Consider the following 20,236-nt stretch of genomic DNA (forward strand, 5'->3'; position numbering starts at 1 on the left):
GCGGTAATGTGGGGCGGGGCAAACAAAGGGACCTCCCAGGAAGTTCAAGAACTTACGGGCGGTCCCTTTATTATGATCTGTCAACGACTGTCATTCCATCCTGAACAGCCCTGTAATATTACAAATAAGATTACCACTTATAATGGCTTATAATCAAAGCTTCCACCTCAAGATTGCTGATACGATACGGCGGTCATCTGACACGGCTCACATATGAACATGTAATACATACCCTCACCATATTCCTCAACCTCGCCCCAATCCAGTTGTGCGACAGCCTTCATTCTCGCGGAACAGCATGGACATGGTGGATACTCCGCATCCTGAACCCAACCCGGATGGCCCCCGATCTGAGATAGCGATGGCTCCATCCCCCACTCGCTGGCATGGAATGCATGACGCGATGCATTCGCAATCCTAAACTGCCGGCCGACATCCGGTGCAAGTTCACCATAGTCTTCCAGGTCAATCTCATCCATTCCCATAGGCATGACATTATGTGAACTCCATAACGGTTCCCCGGCTGCGTCCAACTCCATGTAAACTACGCCATAACTGCTGCATATCACGCAAGTCTGGATCCGAAGTCGCTCGGCATGCCAAGACACATCCCGCAGTGCCGGATGCTTAACATCCAGATTAATTAAGGACGTTAATGCACTACCACACCATGGACAACCTTGAGCGCTCGGGGTCAGCATCAATAGCGAATCTCCGGATATTGCCACGTTAGTTGCTTCATTTTCTGTTACTTTATAGAGTGAATAACTTGGGGTGGTGAATAATTCTCTGCGCTGCCCGTCATTCGTAAGCTCCCATCCTGCTTCAGTGGTGTAATGCTCAGGTGCCACGTACAATTCGCTCGCCCAGGATGGCGAAGATTGTCTCCATTGCCGGAACTGCTGCACGACAACATCATCCCCGATATGGGCCAGCATGAGCAATATGTGGTTCCGATTCTCATCATCGGTATTCACCTGCTGCAGGAGCCGATCTCGAACTTCAGGCGAGGCACTTTTAACCAAAATCGCAGGATAATAGATCTCCTGTTCCAGCAGCTCAGGAATTTCGTTGGTCAACGATATATCATGGTAACAAACGAGGTATATCAGAATGTCTTTGCCGATATCTTCATCACCAGCCTGAATCCGCTGCATCGCATAATCCTTCATCTGATCTTGTTGCTCTGCAGACAAGGATAGATATACCTCTTCCTTGGATTGTTCATAGGGCACATAACGAATTAATGGGTCGCGAACCTGAGGTTCGTGCATGATTTTCAATACTTCAACCGGGTCTGTGATACCTGCATACATGTTCACGTCACGTCGATTCGCTTCAATGTATCTCTGGTGCTCCTCGCGCTCCATCTCCTGCTTACAAGGCATGCAATACCCCCCTGTTCTGGCAGCCGTTGCTGGCAAAATGGTGTTTGCACATGCCTCCCGTATACACGGAATTCGTTCTGTCATTTTTCCACCTCCTAAAATCCATGGAAAACACGCCACAATGTGACGTGCTTGTCCAACTCATATTTCAATGCTACCTGTCTCGTATTCGTATCTGCAAAATACAGATCAGTGATGTCCCAACTGGTCCTTGGTGAATTCGTAAAAGGCAAGCGCGTCTTCACTGCTGGCAAAGCCGGCCTGAGCCATTTTCTCACTGCCGCCACCTTTGCCCTGGTAGGCACCAAGATTGCCTTTGAAGAAAGGTCCGCAAGCCCATTCAGGCGGCTGTCCGTTCTGTGCCAGAACAACTTTTGCCTCGGAGATACTGGCAAAGAGTACGAGGCCTTCATGGTCTGTCGTCAATTTGGTAGCCAGGCTCTGCATATCCTTGAGCGATTTGTCTTCAAAGACCTGAGCAATCACCAGCCCTTCGCGAGCAACCAGAAGTTGCTCCGCATAGTAGGCATCATTGGTTGTTTTCACTGCATTGAGCTCGGTTTGCAGCTGCTTTTGCTCCAGCTCCATTTTCTCAATGCGCTCCAATAATTCGTCCTTGCTGGTCTTTAATTTAACCATAATGCTATTGAGCACATGTTGTGTGGATGTGAATTCATTCAGCGCCCTTGTTCCACATTTGAAATAAATACGAGTGCCGCCCTTCACTTTTTCGGTCTTTAACAGTTTGATGATGCCAATCTCACCTGTCGCCGACACATGGGTTCCGCCGCAGGCGTTATACTCCACACCTTCGATCTCGACGATACGAATGTCTTCCGTTACCGTAGGTTGCTTCACCAGCGGCAATTGTGCAGCCTCTTCTGCCGTAACCCAGGACGTGTTGATGCGAGCATTACGATAGATCTGACGATTCACTTCTTGTTCAATGATGGTCAATTGATCCGCTCCCAACTCAGCAGCTACATCAATCGTGTCATACTCCGTACCAAGATGGAAACTGAGCGTCATCGCTTCAGCCACTTTCAACGTCATTGCCGATAACAAATGCTGTCCCGTATGCTGCTGCATATGATCGAATCTTCGCGCCCAATCCAGCTCGCACTGTACCTCGCTCTGTTCAGGAGCACGTTCCAGCTTATGCCATACCTCTCCGTCTTCGATATTTACATCCAGTACAGCGATGCCGCCAATTTGTCCCACATCACACGGTTGTCCACCCCCATGCGGGTAAAAAGCAGTCTCCGCCAGCGTGACATATACACCATCTTCCTTGTCTACTTTTCCAGTAATTGTTGTATGCCACTCTCTTGTATAAGCAGAGTCATAATAGATTTTTTGAGTCATTGAATCATCCAGATCCCTTCTCATTCATATAGATACCACTTCTGTTGCCCGTTTGACATATCGCATTACGCTTCATTAGAACCCTTTTATCTGCTCTCAAGCTTACACTATTTAACATTATCAAGCCAATAACACTAGAGTAACAGTGAGATACAGCTCATAAGCCTATTCAGCATGCTGAGCGTTGTCCTAGCCATTGTCTATGGAAGTGCAGTCTTAGGATTGGAAGCAGGCTGTACTCGGTTTATTAAACATGATTATGTATGGTTATTCAAGCGTGCAGAGAACAGGACATTCGGAAGGAAATTGGAGGCTCATTAGTTGATGCGAAGGGGAGCTAAGTCCGCTTTCTCTGACTCCCCCTTTAGTTGTAGCTAATAAATCGCTAGCTGTGTATTGTCAACATTATAGATAATAATGACTCAGGAGCTTTTCATCGATCTCCACACTTTCCAACTTTGAAATTAAGTCGCTTAATGCATTCTCTTCTATAGTCTTGATTTTTTTCAGTTTTTCAATGATAGAAGTTATACTGGTGGCGTTCTCATTTTTGTTATATATTATAGCCAAATTTCTTAAAATTTTTGAATCCGATTCAATTTCAGAATATATTTTTATAAGCTCGTCAGCATCATCCAAATAATGATGTTCTTTCAAATAATTTAATCTATTCAACATCACACGCTTATGCTCCCACATGGTATGAAAGATTCGTATATCAATCTTTTCCCCTAATCTACTAACTTGATCACTTAAATATTGAACAATATGATCATAGATGGATAATCCAAAGATCCAATTAGAAGGAGTGCTCATAGAACGATAATGATAAGATGAATTGAGACTAAACCTTAGCTCCTTCAAAGATCTAATAATCAATTTTAGATCAAAATGATAATTATGCTCTGGGTTATAAGATAATAAACATACATATTCTCTATTTTTTGTTTTATCACAATTGTTAAAAGCGACTAGAAACTCTTCAAAGCCTACCTCATATTCTCCGAATATAACATCTGAATTATAACCTGAAACATAAAATTTTAATGTCTCTTTGTTATAACCGAAAATTAACATTTCATGCGGCAAAGCATATTTTTTATACGCCTTTTTATGGGCAATATAACTTTCATCTACATATAAATGAATATACTGATTTTGATCAATAGAATCACAAATAAAGCTGATGATGCCCCCCATATATTTTTCCAAAAAGCGCTGGTTGATCTTTTGATAGTTAATGAGAGGACAACTCATAAAGAAATCATACCAAGGCAAGTTAGATGTATAAAACGAAAAGAATTTCCCTTCTGGAAAGTTTCCAGCACAAATCAATTGAATATAATTACTGTAAAACCAAGCCTCCGATTGTTTATGCTGCATTACAATTGAGAGTGGATAGGCATTACATAGGTAACCATGTACAGAAGGTCTTATCATTGGCAGTTTTATATCGCTCATAACTTCTACCTCCGTATTATTTTTTCTCAAAAACTATAGGCTACATCCAAACGCCCCTTATAAGCATTCTAAGCTTCTTCCGTAAGATACGGATGTGAGAAATCTGATCGCTTGTGCAGACTCCATACTCCTATAAGTATATGAATTATCACCTGTAATTTCCAGATAGAGTTTATTATAGAAGTTTTCAACAAGCGAATTTAGGTTGATTATATACGCTATATAACGGAGGAGCTGTCTCAAAAGGAATTCACCCTCGCTCCAATTGCTAACGAACCCAACTCAGGTTCATTACAACAAAATAACACAGCAAAGAGGATGTCCCCCGTCATATTCATGACTTATGGACATCCTCTTCGTAGAGAAAACACGCTATAATTTTACATTTACGAGTTTGCCGACAAATTTACTTCATCGACTCGGACAGCTCTGTGAAAATAACACCCAGCGCATACGCGCCAGCATCTGGGTACCCCAGACTGCGATCACCGACGGTACCCGCGCGGCCCATACGTGCCACGATATCTTCGGTTTTCTTCGCACCTTCAACGGCTGCTGCTGCACCTTTGGCAAATGCAGTTTTGAAGTCATCGCCAGACTCCGCACTTTGTGTCCAGGAATCGGCACATGGAACGAGTGCATCAATCAAGGTTTTGTCGCCTACAACGGCACCACGTCCGAAGGAACGCTCTCCAGTAGACTGGATTCCTTGCACGGCGGCATGCATCATCTCAGCAAATTCAGCAACATTTAATTGCTGTTTATCCCCTACCGCTTTGCCAGCCGCACGGAATGCCGAACCCCAGATCGGGCCGGATGCGCCGCCACAATATTCCATGATGACCAAGGAACATGCATCCAGGAGCGATCCGATGTCTTTTTTATGTTCATTAATGATGTGATTCCATTCGCGTTTCAACTGGCGGAAGCCTTTGGCCACACTCATACCGAAGTCGCCGTCGCCAGCATGGGAATCCAGTTCACAGAACGGTACCTCGTTCTTGATGATGATCTCACCCATTTTATCGATCAGATAGACGACATTGTCCAGTGAGAATTGGTTGCCTTCGATTACCGCAGCAGATGCATCCGTCTCCACTTCATATGATACGGGAGCGTCTTCACCCACAACCGCTTCCAGCGCTTCGGAATATGCCACTTGTGCTACTGGAGGACCGGATACTTTAAATGCAGGGGTATCACTTTCCTTGAACAACAGCGTCTTCAGTTCATCATCCAGTTTCAGGATCGTAACCGATGCCCCTGCCATATCGATGCTTGTCATGTAGTTGCCTACAAACGTAGTCGCGACCTTCAGACCTGCATGTCCTGCAAGCTCACGTTGAACGGAATTGTTGAGCAGGTACAGTTCTTGCAGTGGCGTTGCACCAAAACCATTCACGAGCACCGCAATCTCAGCGGATGCATCCTTATCCAGCTTCATGTCTGTCAGCAATGCTTCAACCATACGTCCTGCCAATTCATCGGCAGACACGATCTTCTCACGGCGAATTCCGGGCTCACCATGAATCCCTACGCCGAATTCCATCTCGTCTTCAGCAATTTCGAATGTAGGCGTGCCTTTGGCTGGCACGGTACAGGATGTGAATCCAAAACCAATACTGCGAACATTCTGAGCTGCTTTCTCGGCAACGGATTTCACATCGGCCAGACTGCGGCCTTCTTCGGCCGCTGCTCCGGCAATCTTGTGAACCAGGACAGTTCCGGCAACACCGCGGCGTCCAACGGTGTACAAGCTGTCTTGCACAGCGATGTCATCCTCAACACGAACATACTGTACGTCGATGCCATCTTCTTCTGCCAGATGCGCTGCATTCTTGAAGTTCATCATGTCACCGCTATAGTTCTTGATGATCAGGAGTGTACCCTTGTTGCTAGCTGTTGCCTTGATCGCTTGGTACACCTGGATTTGGGAAGGAGATGCGAATACATCTCCACATACCGCTGCATCCAGCATCCCTTTACCCACATAACCTGCATGAGCCGGTTCATGTCCACTGCCGCCACCACTGATCAGGCTGACTTTATCGGCCTGAATCTCTCTGCGTTTGATGACTTTATATTTTTTCAAAAATTCAAGCTCCGGGTGTGCAAGCGCAATCCCGTTGCACATTTCCATAACAACATGTTCAGCCTGGTTAATGATTTTCTTCATTATTTTGCCTCCCGGCGTGCTGCTTTGTACTCACGACCCATTCGGTCAGCCGCAGCAATGGCAGCAGCCACTTCAGGAACGGTGATTGGGAATGGCATCGCGTGAATGGATTCTTCCGGAATACAAGCAATCTCTGCCACTTTCAACAACTCTTCCTGAGTAATCGTATCTACACCGATATCCGCCAAGCTGATCGGCAGTCCCACTTCGAGACAGAAGTCCATGACTTCATGCAGCTCTTCGGTTGGTGCATTTTCAAGGACCAGTTGTGCAATCGTACCGAAGGATACTTTTTCCCCGTGGAAGAAATGATGTGTTCCCTCCAAGACAGTCAAACCGTTGTGGATCGCATGTGCTGCGGCCAGACCGCCACTTTCGAATCCAAGGCCAGACAACAGAATGTTGGTCTCAACGATGTTCTCTAGCGCTTGGGTCACGACGTTACTGTCACTCGCCACTTTCGCTTTGGCTCCGTCAGTCAGCAGCATTTCATAACACAGTTTTGCCAGGGCAAGTGCCGCATTGGTACCTACTGCGGATGGCGTATATCCTTCGCGAGAACCCATTGGCAGACTTGCGTTTACACGGGAATAGGATTTCGCTGTTGCTCTTGCTTCGAAGTATGTAGAGAGTGCATCTCCCATACCGGATACGAGGAAACGTGTTGGTGCATTCGCAATTACCGTTGTATCGACGAGAACCACACTTGGGCTTTGCTTGAAGTAAGCATAGTCGTCAAAAGAACCTTCCGGTGTGTACAATACAGCGGAGTGACTTGTCGGTGCGTCTGTTGCCGCAATCGTTGGGCAGATGATTAGTGCTTCGCCTTCAGCTACACATTTGGCCGCATCAATGGCTTTACCGCCACCAAGACCGATCGTAGAGTCACATCCTTTTTCCTTCGCGATCGCTTGCAGACGAGCAACTTCCTCACGGGAACATTCCCCTTTAAAACCGCTTTCAACAAACGTAATATTAAATTTCTCAGCTGTTGCATCCAGCTTTGCTTTGACACGTTGTACATCATCCGGGTGTGCAATCAGCAAGGCAGATTCTCCGAAAGATTTAACAAAGTACCCCAGGTTCAACAACTCATCTTCGCCTTGTACATATTTGGTTGGGCTGATAAATGCTTTTCTCATATTAATATATGCCTCCTAAGGATATGGAATGGTGTAGTGAATACATTAAATTTTAATCTCTTGCAATTGACCTTAATATAACGCATAGCCAGCAGGTTTACAGTGGACTTTGATAACAAATTATTATAATTTACAATCGTAATTTTTTGCTTTTTGGCGCAATCATGGTATGTTATTGTCATGAGATGGTTGAATTTTGACCTCCCATCATACATTACCCGTCATCATTACATCTTAATATGTACAACTTGCTAACTTTTAACGGCCTAAATTATGAATCAGGTTAGCTAAGGAGGTTTCATCTTATGATTAAAGAATATCTGCATATCAATAAAATACTTGACCTTAATAAATGGAAGCGTCTACAAGATTCACTTGCCACAGTAACGAAACTGGCGATCCTCACCGTGGATTATAAAGGCATTCCCGTAACCAGTCACAGCAGCTGTCAGGCCTTCTGCCAGAATGTACGCAAAGACCCCGAGCTTCTCCCCTACTGCCAAAAATGTGATTCGCGCGGCGGTCTGGAAGCCGTTCGGTTGAATGAGCCTTATGTGTATTTATGCCATTTCAATATTATAGATATCGCGATTCCGATCACAATCGATGGTAAATATATCGGCGCCGTCATGGCAGGACAAGTGAAACTCGCCGATCCCGAGAAAGGTAGCGACTTGGAGCAAATTGTCACGTCCAAAAACGTCCCCATGCATGCAGCGAAGCTGGAGGAATTAAAGGAAGATTACGCCCAGCTGCCTGTGATGACGTATGAAGAGATTGTGAAAATCTCCAACATGTTATCCCTGCTCTGCAACTACATTGTGGAAGAAGCACTCAACAAAAATCTGTTAGTGGAAATGTTTGAAAAAGCTTCAGGCAATCAGGAGTCGTTAAACCTCTCCACCATTCTGCCTGGGTACTCCATTCGCAATATCGAGTCGATCAAAAAAGAGATGACCAATGCGATTGCGGATGCCTATCTCAAAAATAGCCCAAGTGACACGGAAAGCTCCAGTCCGGTGCTGCAGCCTGCTTTTGAATACATTCACAGTCACAAAAGCGAACAGGTTTCGCTCAAACAAATGGCTGATCTATGCCACCTGAGTCCGAGTTATTTCAGCAGGCTGTTTGCCAAGGAAACCGGAGAGAACTTCACAACCTACCTTGCAAAACTCAAGATTAAGTGGGCCAAGCAATTGCTGGAGGTCACCGACATGCCTGTCTCACAGATCAGTGACGAGCTGGGATTCAATGAATCGGGATATTTTATCAAAATATTCAAAAAGTTCGAGGAGATCACGCCTGCCCTCTATCGTAAATACATCCAGGAGAACATGTAGGTGCACTTTTACTTTTTTCGTATCAAAGATAAGGTTGGAAAATATTTCACTCTGCCATTGGATCACGCAAATAACGGCTGAATCAGGACTTTCGCCACTGATTAGCCGTTGTTTGTTGTTTATTGTTTATGCTTATCTCACCTGTGTACGCAATTCTTGATCCAGCCATTCCAGTGCTGCACGCAGCTTATCTTGGGGTAGTTTCTCATAACGATCACCCGTAGACAATTCAAAGGCACAGCTGTTCCCACTCGTCTTGTTCAGATAAGAAGTCATTCCTATACCAAACCGCTGAGCCATTTGCACAAGAATTGGTTCAACTTCGTCAGCAGCGAGCGCAAAATGTACATGGAACATGTTCGATACAGGTACCTCAGGCAAGGTATGTATCCCATGACACGCATTCAATAGAGATGCCAGTTCTTTAGCCTGCTCATAATAAAGCCCCATTTTGCCAATCCGTTCATTGAAATAATACTGGGAACTCAGAATATACGGATACAGGCCAATCAGATCACCACCGTGCCGACGTTTCCATACTTTCGACTCTTGCATCACATCCGTGTCTCCGGCCAATATGGCCCCCGCAAGGCCCCCGATCCCTTTGTAAAAGGACACATACACCGTATCAAAAAGACTGCAAATCTCCGCAGGCGTTTTCTCGTAATAGGGAGTAATCTCAAACAGGCGTGCCCCGTCCAGATGCAGCTTAATCCCGCGTTCACGGCAATAGGCCGAGATCGCTTCGAGTTCTTCATACGCCGGCAATTGCCCGCCAATCTCGCGTTGTGGCAGTTCCAAGAGCAGGCAGGCAATGTCCTGATCAAGCGCTTGTACATCTTGTAAACGAATCAACCGATCCTTATCCGCCAGCAAAATCGATTCAATCTGGTGTAATTCCTTCAATCCGTCTTCCTCATGGATTTCCAGATGACATAGGGGGTGGTAAGCTACTCGCTTCACTCCTATGCGGTCACACCATATTCGTAACGCAATCTGCTGCGCCATCGTTCCGCTTGGGAAGAATACCGCCGATTCCTTGCCGAGAATGTCAGCCATCTGTTGCTGAAATTCTTCAATGATCGGACCGTTGCCGTAGTGATCACTGAAGGTCTCCCCATCAATCTGGTCCAGTACGTTCTGAAGCACCTTCACCTGGCGACTGCCATGACCTCCCACAATAAATTCTACCTGATTAAATGCATCAGCCAATGTTAGCGTAGTATCCTCCAAATTCATTCACTCCTTTATAATACATATTCAAAAGCTTACTTTTTCAATAACCGCTATAGTTCTGGTTCTGTAATGATCTGTACCAGAGCGCTTAGCGCACTTGATATATGTTCACCACGGGAATACACAAATCCTACTTCCAACCGGCAATAGGGATCTGGCAAAGACATCACTGAGATTTCGCCTCTTAATTCTGCTTTGGTAACCGAAGACCGTGGCAGCAATGATACACCGAGCCCGGCAGATACTCCATTCAGGATCGTGTCCAGTGTTCCATATTCCATAATGCTCAGTGAGTGGATACCCTGATCTTGCAGAAAGGATTCCGCTTGAGTGCGATGTGTGCATCCGATCTCAAAAAACAACATTGGCTTGGATAATAACTCGTGTATCTCATGCACTCCAGGTTGGGCGATCAACACCAATTCCTCGTCATACATCTTCATATAGTTCAGATCAGGATGATCGATTGGGCCATATATTAACGCCCCATGCAATTCATGTTGGATTACCTTCTGATTCAGCTCATGGGTCCCACCCGTGACAAGCGCATGGTGTACCTCCGGGTAACATGAACTGTATTCGGCCAGGAGCGGCGTGAGGAAAGTGGAAGCCGCTGTCTCAATGGCACCCAGACGAAGCATGCCGGACGGCGGGTTACCCGCTTGTGTGGCCTGCTCTGCTTCATATAATAATTCCAATATTCTATCCGCATACACAAGCAGATTCTCGCCCGCTGGTGTAAGAGACATTCCCCGATTGGAACGATGAAACAGCGGTACTTGTAGCTGTGTCTCCAACTGTTTGATTCGTGTGGTTACATTGGATTGTACATAATTAAGTGCGAGTGCAGCTTTACTGATACTACCTTCGCGGGCAACCGCCTGAAATATTTTCAAATCACCTGCATCCATACCTTGATCACCTGCTCGTCGTTTATATCGACATTCTGCACCATCCGATTCATGCAAAATGCTATCTATTATTTTCATTGATACTGACAATCATTTTTGTTCATTTTACGTGAATCTGCTCCGTCTGTACAATGAGGCTCAGTAGTTATATCTGGCTATATAGACAGGAGGAATAGTTAACATGAAAGCTATCGTACATTCAGGCCAGAAAGGTCTTGCAGGTCTTCAATATACAGAGTCAACATCTCGGGTACCAGAAGTTGGAGAAGTGCAGATCCAACTAAAATCCGCTGGAATCAACCATCGGGATCTATTCATCATGGCAGCACGTGGAACCCAGGACACCCCGCTCATTCCCGGTTCCGATGGAGCAGGTATTATTGTTGGGATTGGCGAAGGCGTAAGAGGATTTGCGAAAGGTGATGAAGTCATTATCCATCCTACGCTCGGTTGGGAATTTGCGAATAACGTGCCCATCGTGCCCGATATTGTTGGTGGTCCTACGGATGGAACACTGGCTCAATATATCACGTTGCCTGCTGAAAATGCCCTGCCTAAGCCAGCTCATCTATCCTGGGAGGAAGCAGGCGTGCTATCCCTTTCAACGCTGACGGCCTATCGCGCCTTGTTTACTCGCGGTGTATTAAAGCAAGGTGAACATGTGCTCATTCCCGGTATTGGTGGTGGTGTAGCGACCTCTGCCCTGCTCATGGCCGTAGCCGCTGGTGCCAAGGTGACTGTTACCTCCAGAAGTGAAGCCAAAAGAAATGAGGCACTGCGCTTGGGTGCTACCCATGCATTGGATAGTCATGGAGATTGGAGCTTGCAGAGCGATTTAGAACCTGTGGACATGATCTTGGATAGCATCGGACAAGCCATGTTCCCCAAATATTTTGATATAATTAGACCAGGTGGGCGTATCGTGATGTATGGTGCAAGCTCGGGGGATGATCTGACCCTACCAATTCGCTCTATCTTCTTCCCACAGGTCAGTCTAATCGGCACCTCTATGGGCAGCCGTGAGGAGTTTATCCAGATGCTGCAATGGGTGGAGCAACATGATATACATCCTGTGATCGATAGTGTATATCCGTTGCAAGATGTACCGAAAGCATTCGAACGCATGAAAAATGGCGAGCAGTTTGGTAATCTGGCTATACGGATTGAATGATGTTATATAAATTGAACTAAAGAATATTTACACTTCACACTCCCATGACATAACAACCTTCCGATCGCTGTTATCCCCAGATTTTTTTGATTCCTTTAACAAAGGGCAAATCCGGGGATAGCGTATGCTTTCGATGTAGCTTTCTTGCAGAAAGCTTGTAGGCGAAGTGTATGCTTCCGAAGCAGCTTTCTTGCAGAAAGCTTTTAGCTCCGCTTCTTCAGGTCCTTTCTGTCCTCTCCGTTTTGTGTAAATGTTTAGTTTAATTTATCTAGATTGTAGTCCACTCTTATTAGAACGAAATGATCTGAATTGAAGTGGCATGGATTGGATCGAATCGCAGTGACTGGATCGAGCCCAATACAAGACTAGGGTGTGTCACTAAACTCAGGTAAGCAATACGATGACGGGTTTCAGCATCTAAAAAGTCTTGAAGTTCAAGTTGATTGAGCCTGGCGAATGGGTCGGCGATTTTCTAAGGAACTCAGGACGTCTTATATGGCCTTCAGGTCCTCTTTCTAAATTGTAAAGAACTTCAGACACGTTATTTCCCAAAAATCACTGGCTACAACGCCACAAACGGTCGTTTATTCGAATATAGCGTGTCTCAGGTTCCTTAGATTTCCGCGGGCGCTTCTCAGCCTTGAATAAGACGTCTCAGATTCGTTGGCGTTCGTTTGCTTGTTTGCAGCTCGTTAGGGCTCGTTTGCTTGTTTGCCGCTCGTTAATGCTCGTTAGGGCTCGTTAAAGCTCTTTAGCGCTCGCTCTAGTTGGTTCACGATATTAATCATTCAGGAGGTGTAAATACATATGGACAATCGTTCGCATTTGGTAGAATTGGTTCGCAAACTGATGGATGCCGAGGGAACGGAAGCCGAGTTGGATGACATGTTAACGGAGCTACAACAGCAGGTGCCTTACGCAGAGATGAGTAATCTGATTTTCTGGGATGATCGAGACCTGACACCAGAACAGATTGTAGAGGAGGCGTTGGCAGCTCGTCCAATCATTCTTCCGCCCCCATCTTCATATTCTTCAGGAGGTGAATGATGCAGATGTCTGATATGAATCATTTCAATCATAACAACAATGAACACCCTGATTTTAACGAAATCACTGGTGAAGAGAAAATCCAGGCACTTCGTGATCTGATCGAACTAACCGATAGCCAACTTACACATCAAGTTCTATCTATCGGCATGGATACACATGAAGAGGATCTCATCCGTATCGAAGCATGGCGAGCTTTGGGCATGGCAGAGTCTTCCTCACTTTTGGATGAAATTCGTCATGCTGCCGCACAGCTCATTCGTGACTCCGAAGAAGATGAGGATGTACAGATTTATGCGTTACAGACTCTGGCCTTGTTACCTGCTACGGAAGCTGAGATTACGTTGGCCCAGGATGTATTGTTAGGAGATGCCTACATTTTACTTCAAGGTGCAGCTTTTGCTATTCTTACTGCTCACAAACATGTTCCGGGCGCAGTCCTTGCGCTAAAATCTCTTCAATCTCATCCGCATTTCGGCGCTTCCGCCAGGCGAGAACTGCATTCCATATCAGGAAGTGATGATCTATGAATCAGGACCATGAACCATTTTCACCAGGAACATCAGAAGCATCAGGAGCATCAGGAGAGCATGCTACGAAGGCTGTTTACCTCACCCAAGGTGAAATCAACGCCTTACAGAAAGCTATTCTGTTCCTCAAGTTTGAATCTGAAGAGACGGCCTCCTTGCTCTATGCAGGCAGTCCGCTACTGAACAGTGTGTTGGAAAAGGTACGTGATGTCAGCGCATTTGGTGAGTACGCCAAAGAACTTCACTCTCGTCCAAACGAACATGCGGAGCGTTTTATGCGCGCCAAGGTGGAGCGTTCCTATGCAGAAGAATTGGCGCAGCACGAACGAACAGAGGAACAAAAGAACGAAATTCTTAGATCCTGCATGTATCCGTATCCGGTTAAATAATCAGTAATCCAAGTTCCACCTCCCCAATTTCCATAATTTCGTTATAATGGTAAGCAAGACATCATGCTACTGGAGGAGAATTATGGAAACGGAAGCTCTACGGAACGTGGAACAACTTGCTCTGAAGAAACACAAGATCTACAAACAAAGCTTAATCAGGTACCTTGCACGCTCCATGCTGGCCAGTATGTTTATCGGATTCGGCGTCATCGTGGCGTTTAAGACAGGTAACTTCTTTTATATGGAGCAGTCCCCGTTTACCTATCCGATGGCAGCCATTACGTTTGGCGCGGCCATTATCCTGATCGCTTACGGTGGCGGTGACTTGTTCACGGGCAATACGTTTTATTACACATATGCTGCGCTGCGCAAGAAGCTGCGCTGGTTCGAAGTGATCAAGCTGTGGATTGCGAGTTATAGCGGTAATCTGATGGGCGCAGCCGTGTTTGCCCTGTTAATCTACCTGACCGGATTGTTCGACTCGTCTCAGGTGAATGGTTTTCTGTTAAGCGTGGTGGAGCACAAGATGGAGGTCCCAACCATGCAGCTCTTTTTCCGGGGAATTTTGTGTAACTGGCTTGTATGTATGGCGTTCTTTGTGCCGATGTTCATGAAGGAGAATGGAGCCAAAATGTTCGCCATGATGCTCTTTGTGTTCTGCTTCTTCATCTCGGGATATGAGCACAGCATCGCCAATATGTGTACGTTCGCGATTGCACTTGTGCTGAATCACCCGGGGACCATCTCATTTGAAGGTGTGCTTCACAACCTGGTTCCCGTGACCTTGGGTAATCTGGTGGGTGGTGTGCTGCTGATGGGCTTTATGTATTATGCGGTGAACAAACCGTTTCTAGATGAAGAGGCACATTAATCTCCGGTAAAAAAAGATCCCCTTCCGGCCAGGTCCATTGACCGTGGCTAACCGGTAAGAGAAACCCAAAACACCCCTGCAACCTTGCCATGTATGGCAGAAGGTTGCAGGGGTGTTTCTCTATGGGCAGGCTTATGGTTACCCCGCCTGCCCCCTTATCACTTATCACTTATCACTTATCACTTATCAGCCTATTCTAAATAACTCCACATGTATTTACCATGACACCTCTCCATCTATACTCCTAATCCCCAAGCTTGAATCAACGTTCTAACCCGTTTTCGGATTCCAGCGAAAGGTTGCTGCCGATTGGGAAGGTAGTACATATCGAAACGAATCTCCGTCCATAACTACATCAAAGGAGACTTCTTCCTCACCTGTGTTAGCTGTCACCAGCACCATCGTTCCATCCGGATTGCGGAAGGCAACGTTCTCGATCTGCCCGTGTTCTTGCGTGGAATCCACTCTTACAGCTCCCGGACGCACATAACGGCTGATGTGGCCCAACGCATAATACTCGACATTTCTAGTGATTTCATCACTGTCCGGATTAATCGTCACAACCCCACGGCAGTTCTCACAGCCCCCGTTCGTGGGACCCCCTTTCGGATCGAGTGCAATGTTCCAGAGCAGTACATTCTTCGCCCAGTTGCGAGGTGCACCAATGATGAGATTGGACATCTGCCAGCTCAAATTCTCGCCAAAATCAGGACTCCACTCCCCACCACTACATTCGGTAAAATAAATATGTTTGTCTGGGAAGCGCTCATGCACTTCCGACATGGCAGATGGATCACCTGCATAACAGTGGAAAGCAGATCCATCGACATAAGCAGCAGCCTGCTCATTACCGAGCACCTTGCTGGTATAATCGACCGCCTGATCCCAGTTATGATCATACGCGATGATTCGCGTGTCCAGTCCCGCAGCCTGTAGCGCCGGGCCGAGATCATCCCGAATGAACATGGCTTGTTCTTCGGCTCCCATACTCATACTCGGATATTTATCCGAGGTGAATTCCGGTTCATTTTGCAACGTGATCCCGAAGATGGGAATGCCCTTCGCCTGATAAGCTTCGATATACTTCACAAAATATCTCGCATAAGCTTCATATACCTTGGGATTGTTATAATCCAGATACCAGCCGTTAGTGGTCTTCTCTTCCCCATACTTCATCCAGGCCGGGGCCGTCCACGGTGTGCCCAGTACGTTAAGACCCGGTTTCAACCTAACTACACGCTCCAACATATCCACAACTTCCTGATCCTTATCGATTGAAAAGTGTTCCATATCATAATCCGTGCCGGATCCAATATCATCATAGGTATAGCTCGAAGCCTCACCTGATTCACCCACCGAATAATCGGAAGCACCAATCGTATGACGCACCATATCCATGTTTAGCCCTTCTGTAGTAAACAGTTCCTTCAGTAGTTGTGCTTGCTTTTCCTCTGGAAGCTGATCAATCAGATGTACAGACGAACCTGTCATCGCTGCACCAAATCCATCCATGGTTTGATACGTCTTGTCCGGATCAATCTGTATGGTGAACTCCGACGAAGAAGTGACTGACTCCTGCGTTGAAGCGACTGAAGAGCCTGTGTCTGCATCATTCTGATCTGTAATTGGAATAGGCTTTTGTGGTGTAAGCAGATTTTGCTGATCTCCTGTGGTTAACCAGACTTCGGCCGCTCTCTGCTTGTCCACAACCGGTGGCGGAGCGGGTTGTTCACTTCGGTTGAAGATAAGCCAGACCCCTACACCGAAACAACAAACAGCGATGAACAGGATGATCCATCGTTTGGGATGCTCTCGCCAGCCCATGTTCATCACACTTCACTCTCCTTCCATTATGGAAAAAGCCGCGGCCACTAGGCCACGACTCATTTTTGCGATATCCCTGACTTCACTTTTATTTACCAGACTTGCTTCCGATATTCACACTGCCTGTCAGACGGATATCATCTGATGCACTGCCGACATACACTTGAACTTTACCCTTAGGCATTACCCATTCATGGGATGTTTCATCCCAATAGGAGAGTGCACTGCGATCCAATTGAATGTTAATCCGCTGCTGCTTACCTGCTTTGAGATCAACCTTTGCCCAACCAGCAAGCTGCTTCTCTGGCGTCTCCACTTTGGTTGGCAGATTGCCGACATAGACCTGTACCACTTCTGCACCGGAAACTTTGCCGGTATTGCGCAGGTTCAGAGACACTTCAACGGTTGCTTTGTCGCCTTTGCCCGTGTTCTTCACATGCAGATTACGATAATTAAAATCGGTATACGACAGTCCGTGTCCAAAGGCGAACGCAGGTGTCATGCCTTCTTTGTCGTATCCTTTGTACCCTACATAGATACCTTCGGAGTAGTTACCCACCCCATTTACACCCGGGAATTGTTCCGCAGTAGATACCGGGGTCTGGGAATCATCTGATGGGAACGTCACCGGCAACTTACCGGATGGATTCACATCTCCGAACAGAACACGTGCCACGGCATTACCTTGTTCCTGACCTGCGTACCAAGCCTGAACGATGGATGGCACTTCGTTTTGCCAGGAATCCATCTCAACAGCACGACCACTCATTTGCACCACGATCGTTTTTGGATTTGCTGCCGCTACCTTGCGAATCAGCTGCTCCTGGTTATTTGGCAGTTCCAGATCGGAACGGTCCACATAACCTTCACTGTCATACGTACGTGTTACCACGACGGCCACATCGGATTTTTTCGCCAGATCAACTGCTTTTTGCATTTTGATATCAACAGCATCCTCTGGAGCTTCCCAGCCAAAACGAACCTGCGCACCCATATCGTGATTGGACTGTACCGGGAAATCGGTACGATACTCAATCCGAATGTCGTGAGACTCGCCTTCTTTGAACGTGATTTCTTTCTTGGTTGTACTCAATGTTTCACCTTGATTGTCTACGAGTAACTCATCATCCACATACAGTTTCGCAGAACCGAGACTGGTTAGGGACAGTTTATATTCACCCGTTTGAGGAGCTGTGATCGCCCCTGTCCAACGAGCTGACATTTTGGCATTGAATTTCGTTGGTGTCACTGGAAGCTTGGAAGATTGTGCGTTAAAACCTTCATAGTTGTAGAATCCAAGATTCATGTTGACCTGATTGTCTGTACGGACCAGAGAAGGGTTACCCTCCATCTCTTTATTCGTCCAGTATTCAGCACGCAGACCGTATTCCGCTCGATCTGTACCATAGTCTCTTTCACTCTTCTGAGCATCCGCTGGTGATAAAAGAGTAGAAGGTACGGCAGACGGTCCATTAAATGCATCTCCTGCGGAGATTGGATCGGTTCCGGCTGCATATTTTACATCCACACCATTACCGGCACGGTTACGAATGCCTTGCAGTGGACTTACAGTATACGTCGGATTAACCAGACTGCTACCTCCACCAGCAGCCGATGCGTTATCTGCATCCGGTCCGATGACAGCGATGGATTTCACGTTTTTCTTGGACAACGGCAACACATTATCGTTGTTTTGCAAAAGAACCATGCTCTCTTCTGCAATTTCACGTGCTTGTTTGCCGTCTTTCTTGGCATTGATTTGTGTATTGGTTACAGGATTATCAAACAGCCCTTTCTCGAACATTTGAAGCAAAATGCGTCTAACCTTCTCATCAATGGTTTGCTCGCTGACTTCACCTTTGTTCACGGCTTCCAGCAATTTGTCTCCCCATTTGCCATACGGCTCTCCCGGTGTCTCCAGATCCAGACCCGCATTGGCGGATTTGGCTGTGCTGAAGTTTGCACCGTAGTCACTCATGACAAACCCTTCGAAGCCAAACTGATCCCGAAGAACATCGGTCAGCATCTCCTTGTTCTCACAAGCGTATGTACCGTTCACCTGGTTAAATGAACACATTGCAGAACCAAGATCCGCTTTTTCAACCATCGCCTGGAACGGACGTGCATAGACTTCCTGAATGGCACGTTCGCTGGCTGTTGCATTGGTGGTGAAACGCTCCGTCTCCTGGTTGTTCAGGATGTAGTGTTTCGCTGTAGCGATAACCGGATTGCTTTGAATCCCGTTCACATACGCTGCACCCATGCCGGAAGCAAGCAATGGATCTTCCCCGAGCGATTCAAAGTTCCGGGACCCCCATGGTGTACGTGCAATATCCAGCCCAGGGCCGAGAACTACATTATGTGTTGTATCATGTGCTTCCTGACCGATCAGATCACCATATTTCTTGGCAAGATTAGTGTCCCAGGAAGCAGCTAGCGCAATTGGTGCAGGCAGTGCCGTAGACTTTTTGTCCTGCACATCCGGGTTGGCCACACGTACCCCTGCAGGTCCATCTGCCATCTGTAATGCCGGAATGCCGAGGCGCTCCAATCCATCATTATAGAAACCATAATAGTTATTTACTTTACCAGTTACGAATCCAACTTTCTCCTCCAGCGTCATCTCCTTGAGCAGCAGCTCGGTGCGTTCCTCCGCAGATAAGGATTTGTTCATCCAAGGCCGATCAGCCCCGGATTCCGCCTCCGCGGCGAAGGCATGCAGCGGCATAGCCGCAACCGCCACGATGATTAATAGCATAAACCATCGTTTGAGGAAAATTAGATTGAGTCTTCTGTTCATGTTGTAAGCTCTCCTTCTCTCTTGATCATTTTTCTCGTACACATCTTGAGTACATGTATACAAGGGAATGCAAACTGGCTTGATCCCAGTCTTTCAAGCATTCAGGTCGTCCTGCACATGGCTTCTGAAACTGCAGCCTGCAAGCAAGTCAGCAGATTTCGCTTCCTAACGATAGCCGACCTGATCCCGAATTACATCCCCTTAAATTTGGTAATAGATCAATTGGAACGAGCCTAGTTCTTTGGCATCACCTCTATTTGAGTTCAGATAACAAAACAAGAAAACGAATTATTTACATTTCCGTAACTACTTTCGAACAGATTCTTTACTTTTAAAAACAGTCGGTTTGACCCACTCCCGATAAACCAATTAATGCAATTAATTATCAGATTAAGGAATATGTCGACACACTCTGGGTCCTAAGTCTATTTGAAAACGGAACCAATCCGGTCCATTGAAATATCCAAAAATATAAAAGCAACTGAGGTCCCTTTTATCAGGTTCCTCAGCCGCTTTATGTTGAAGTCTCTCCCGCTTGTTCACGAGATTCGGAGATACATTGAAAATCGGGGTAACAAATAAAAA

The 20,236-nt window shown here is 46.4% G+C and carries 15 protein-coding genes; 6 read left to right on the forward strand and 9 right to left on the reverse strand.

Features of this window, described 5'->3' with window-relative positions; all coding sequences use genetic code 11:
• Nucleotides 1-167: 167 nt before the first annotated feature.
• The 5 genes from MKY73_RS24875 to MKY73_RS24895 all read right to left on the reverse strand — a co-directional run bounded on the left by MKY73_RS24875 (nt 168) and on the right by MKY73_RS24895 (nt 7,532).
• Nucleotides 168-1,472 carry a DUF1963 domain-containing protein gene (locus tag MKY73_RS24875; protein WP_339303883.1) on the reverse strand — a complete coding sequence of 435 codons (1,305 nt, stop codon included), beginning with the start codon at nt 1,470-1,472 and terminating at the stop codon, nt 168-170.
• 105 nt (nt 1,473-1,577) lie between these two features.
• Nucleotides 1,578-2,753, reverse strand: coding sequence for an alanyl-tRNA editing protein (locus MKY73_RS24880; protein WP_339303884.1), 1,176 nt, complete (start codon nt 2,751-2,753; stop codon nt 1,578-1,580).
• A 405-nt stretch (nt 2,754-3,158) separates the two neighbouring features.
• Nucleotides 3,159-4,214 carry a hypothetical protein gene (locus MKY73_RS24885; RefSeq protein ID WP_339303885.1) on the reverse strand — a complete coding sequence of 352 codons (1,056 nt, stop codon included), beginning with the start codon at nt 4,212-4,214 and terminating at the stop codon, nt 3,159-3,161.
• Nucleotides 4,215-4,620: 406 nt separating this feature from the next.
• Nucleotides 4,621-6,390: a dihydroxyacetone kinase subunit DhaK gene (gene dhaK / locus MKY73_RS24890; protein ID WP_339303886.1), complete on the reverse strand. Its 1,770-nt coding sequence runs from the start codon at nt 6,388-6,390 to the stop codon at nt 4,621-4,623.
• The gene (locus tag MKY73_RS24895; protein ID WP_339303887.1) at nt 6,390-7,532 is read right to left on the reverse strand and encodes a glycerol dehydrogenase; all 1,143 of its coding nucleotides are present in this window, start codon (nt 7,530-7,532) and stop codon (nt 6,390-6,392) included. Before MKY73_RS24895 ends, dhaK begins: the two co-directional genes overlap by 1 nt.
• 305 nt (nt 7,533-7,837) lie before the next feature.
• On the opposite strand from MKY73_RS24895, the gene MKY73_RS24900 reads away from it, so the two are divergent.
• A complete protein-coding gene (locus MKY73_RS24900; protein ID WP_339303889.1) occupies nt 7,838-8,872 on the forward strand; it encodes a PocR ligand-binding domain-containing protein in 1,035 nt (344 codons plus the stop codon).
• 132 nt (nt 8,873-9,004) lie between these two features.
• Here MKY73_RS24900 and MKY73_RS24905 read toward each other — a convergent pair whose 3' ends face one another.
• Nucleotides 9,005-10,105 carry a beta-eliminating lyase-related protein gene (locus MKY73_RS24905; RefSeq protein WP_339303890.1) on the reverse strand — a complete coding sequence of 367 codons (1,101 nt, stop codon included), beginning with the start codon at nt 10,103-10,105 and terminating at the stop codon, nt 9,005-9,007.
• Nucleotides 10,106-10,158: 53 nt separating this feature from the next.
• Nucleotides 10,159-11,097 (reverse strand): LysR family transcriptional regulator, encoded by a 939-nt coding sequence (locus tag MKY73_RS24910; RefSeq protein WP_339303892.1) that lies wholly within the window; start codon nt 11,095-11,097, stop codon nt 10,159-10,161.
• Nucleotides 11,098-11,200: 103 nt separating this feature from the next.
• Between MKY73_RS24910 and MKY73_RS24915 the strand changes: the two genes are divergently transcribed.
• The 5 genes from MKY73_RS24915 (at nt 11,201) to MKY73_RS24935 (ending at nt 15,027) form a co-directional block, all read left to right on the forward strand.
• A complete protein-coding gene (locus MKY73_RS24915; protein WP_339303894.1) occupies nt 11,201-12,190 on the forward strand; it encodes a zinc-binding dehydrogenase in 990 nt (329 codons plus the stop codon).
• Nucleotides 12,191-12,997: 807 nt separating this feature from the next.
• On the forward strand, nt 12,998-13,237 hold the full coding sequence (locus MKY73_RS24920) for a bacteriocin immunity protein (protein ID WP_339303896.1): 240 nt from the start codon (nt 12,998-13,000) through the stop codon (nt 13,235-13,237).
• A 5-nt stretch (nt 13,238-13,242) separates the two neighbouring features.
• Nucleotides 13,243-13,767 (forward strand): HEAT repeat domain-containing protein, encoded by a 525-nt coding sequence (locus MKY73_RS24925; RefSeq protein ID WP_339303897.1) that lies wholly within the window; start codon nt 13,243-13,245, stop codon nt 13,765-13,767.
• Complete coding sequence (locus MKY73_RS24930; protein ID WP_339303899.1) at nt 13,764-14,156, forward strand: hypothetical protein; 393 nt, start codon at nt 13,764-13,766, stop codon at nt 14,154-14,156. Before MKY73_RS24925 ends, MKY73_RS24930 begins: the two co-directional genes overlap by 4 nt.
• A gap of 82 nt (nt 14,157-14,238) precedes the next feature.
• Nucleotides 14,239-15,027 carry a formate/nitrite transporter family protein gene (locus tag MKY73_RS24935; protein ID WP_339303901.1) on the forward strand — a complete coding sequence of 263 codons (789 nt, stop codon included), beginning with the start codon at nt 14,239-14,241 and terminating at the stop codon, nt 15,025-15,027.
• A 270-nt stretch (nt 15,028-15,297) separates the two neighbouring features.
• On the opposite strand, the gene MKY73_RS24940 is transcribed toward MKY73_RS24935, so the two are convergent.
• Together MKY73_RS24940 and MKY73_RS24945 are read right to left on the reverse strand one after the other, a co-directional pair.
• Nucleotides 15,298-16,857 (reverse strand): glycoside hydrolase family 30 beta sandwich domain-containing protein, encoded by a 1,560-nt coding sequence (locus MKY73_RS24940; protein WP_339308751.1) that lies wholly within the window; start codon nt 16,855-16,857, stop codon nt 15,298-15,300.
• Nucleotides 16,858-16,939: 82 nt separating this feature from the next.
• Entirely contained in the window at nt 16,940-19,651 is a 2,712-nt protein-coding gene (locus MKY73_RS24945; protein WP_339303902.1) for a glycoside hydrolase family 3 C-terminal domain-containing protein, read from the reverse strand.
• Between the last annotated feature and the right edge of the window lie 585 nt (nt 19,652-20,236).

The sequence above is a fragment of the Paenibacillus sp. FSL R5-0519 genome, assembly GCF_037974275.1.
Classification (GTDB): Bacteria; Bacillota; Bacilli; order Paenibacillales; family Paenibacillaceae; genus Paenibacillus.

Bases quoted from the DNA above. Each gene is read 5' to 3' on its own strand.
- MKY73_RS24875 (WP_339303883.1), bottom strand. From the start codon at position 1,472: ATGACAGAACGAATTCCGTGTATACGGGAGGCATGTGCAAACACCATT.
- MKY73_RS24880 (WP_339303884.1), bottom strand. From the start codon at position 2,753: ATGACTCAAAAAATCTATTATGACTCTGCTTATACAAGAGAGTGGCAT.
- MKY73_RS24885 (WP_339303885.1), bottom strand. From the start codon at position 4,214: ATGAGCGATATAAAACTGCCAATGATAAGACCTTCTGTACATGGTTAC.
- dhaK (WP_339303886.1), bottom strand. From the start codon at position 6,390: ATGAAGAAAATCATTAACCAGGCTGAACATGTTGTTATGGAAATGTGC.
- MKY73_RS24895 (WP_339303887.1), bottom strand. From the start codon at position 7,532: ATGAGAAAAGCATTTATCAGCCCAACCAAATATGTACAAGGCGAAGAT.
- MKY73_RS24900 (WP_339303889.1), top strand. From the start codon at position 7,838: ATGATTAAAGAATATCTGCATATCAATAAAATACTTGACCTTAATAAA.
- MKY73_RS24910 (WP_339303892.1), bottom strand. From the start codon at position 11,097: ATGAAAATAATAGATAGCATTTTGCATGAATCGGATGGTGCAGAATGT.
- MKY73_RS24915 (WP_339303894.1), top strand. From the start codon at position 11,201: ATGAAAGCTATCGTACATTCAGGCCAGAAAGGTCTTGCAGGTCTTCAA.
- MKY73_RS24920 (WP_339303896.1), top strand. From the start codon at position 12,998: ATGGACAATCGTTCGCATTTGGTAGAATTGGTTCGCAAACTGATGGAT.
- MKY73_RS24925 (WP_339303897.1), top strand. From the start codon at position 13,243: ATGTCTGATATGAATCATTTCAATCATAACAACAATGAACACCCTGAT.
- MKY73_RS24930 (WP_339303899.1), top strand. From the start codon at position 13,764: ATGAATCAGGACCATGAACCATTTTCACCAGGAACATCAGAAGCATCA.
- MKY73_RS24935 (WP_339303901.1), top strand. From the start codon at position 14,239: ATGGAAACGGAAGCTCTACGGAACGTGGAACAACTTGCTCTGAAGAAA.
- MKY73_RS24940 (WP_339308751.1), bottom strand. From the start codon at position 16,857: ATGAACATGGGCTGGCGAGAGCATCCCAAACGATGGATCATCCTGTTC.
- MKY73_RS24945 (WP_339303902.1), bottom strand. From the start codon at position 19,651: ATGAACAGAAGACTCAATCTAATTTTCCTCAAACGATGGTTTATGCTA.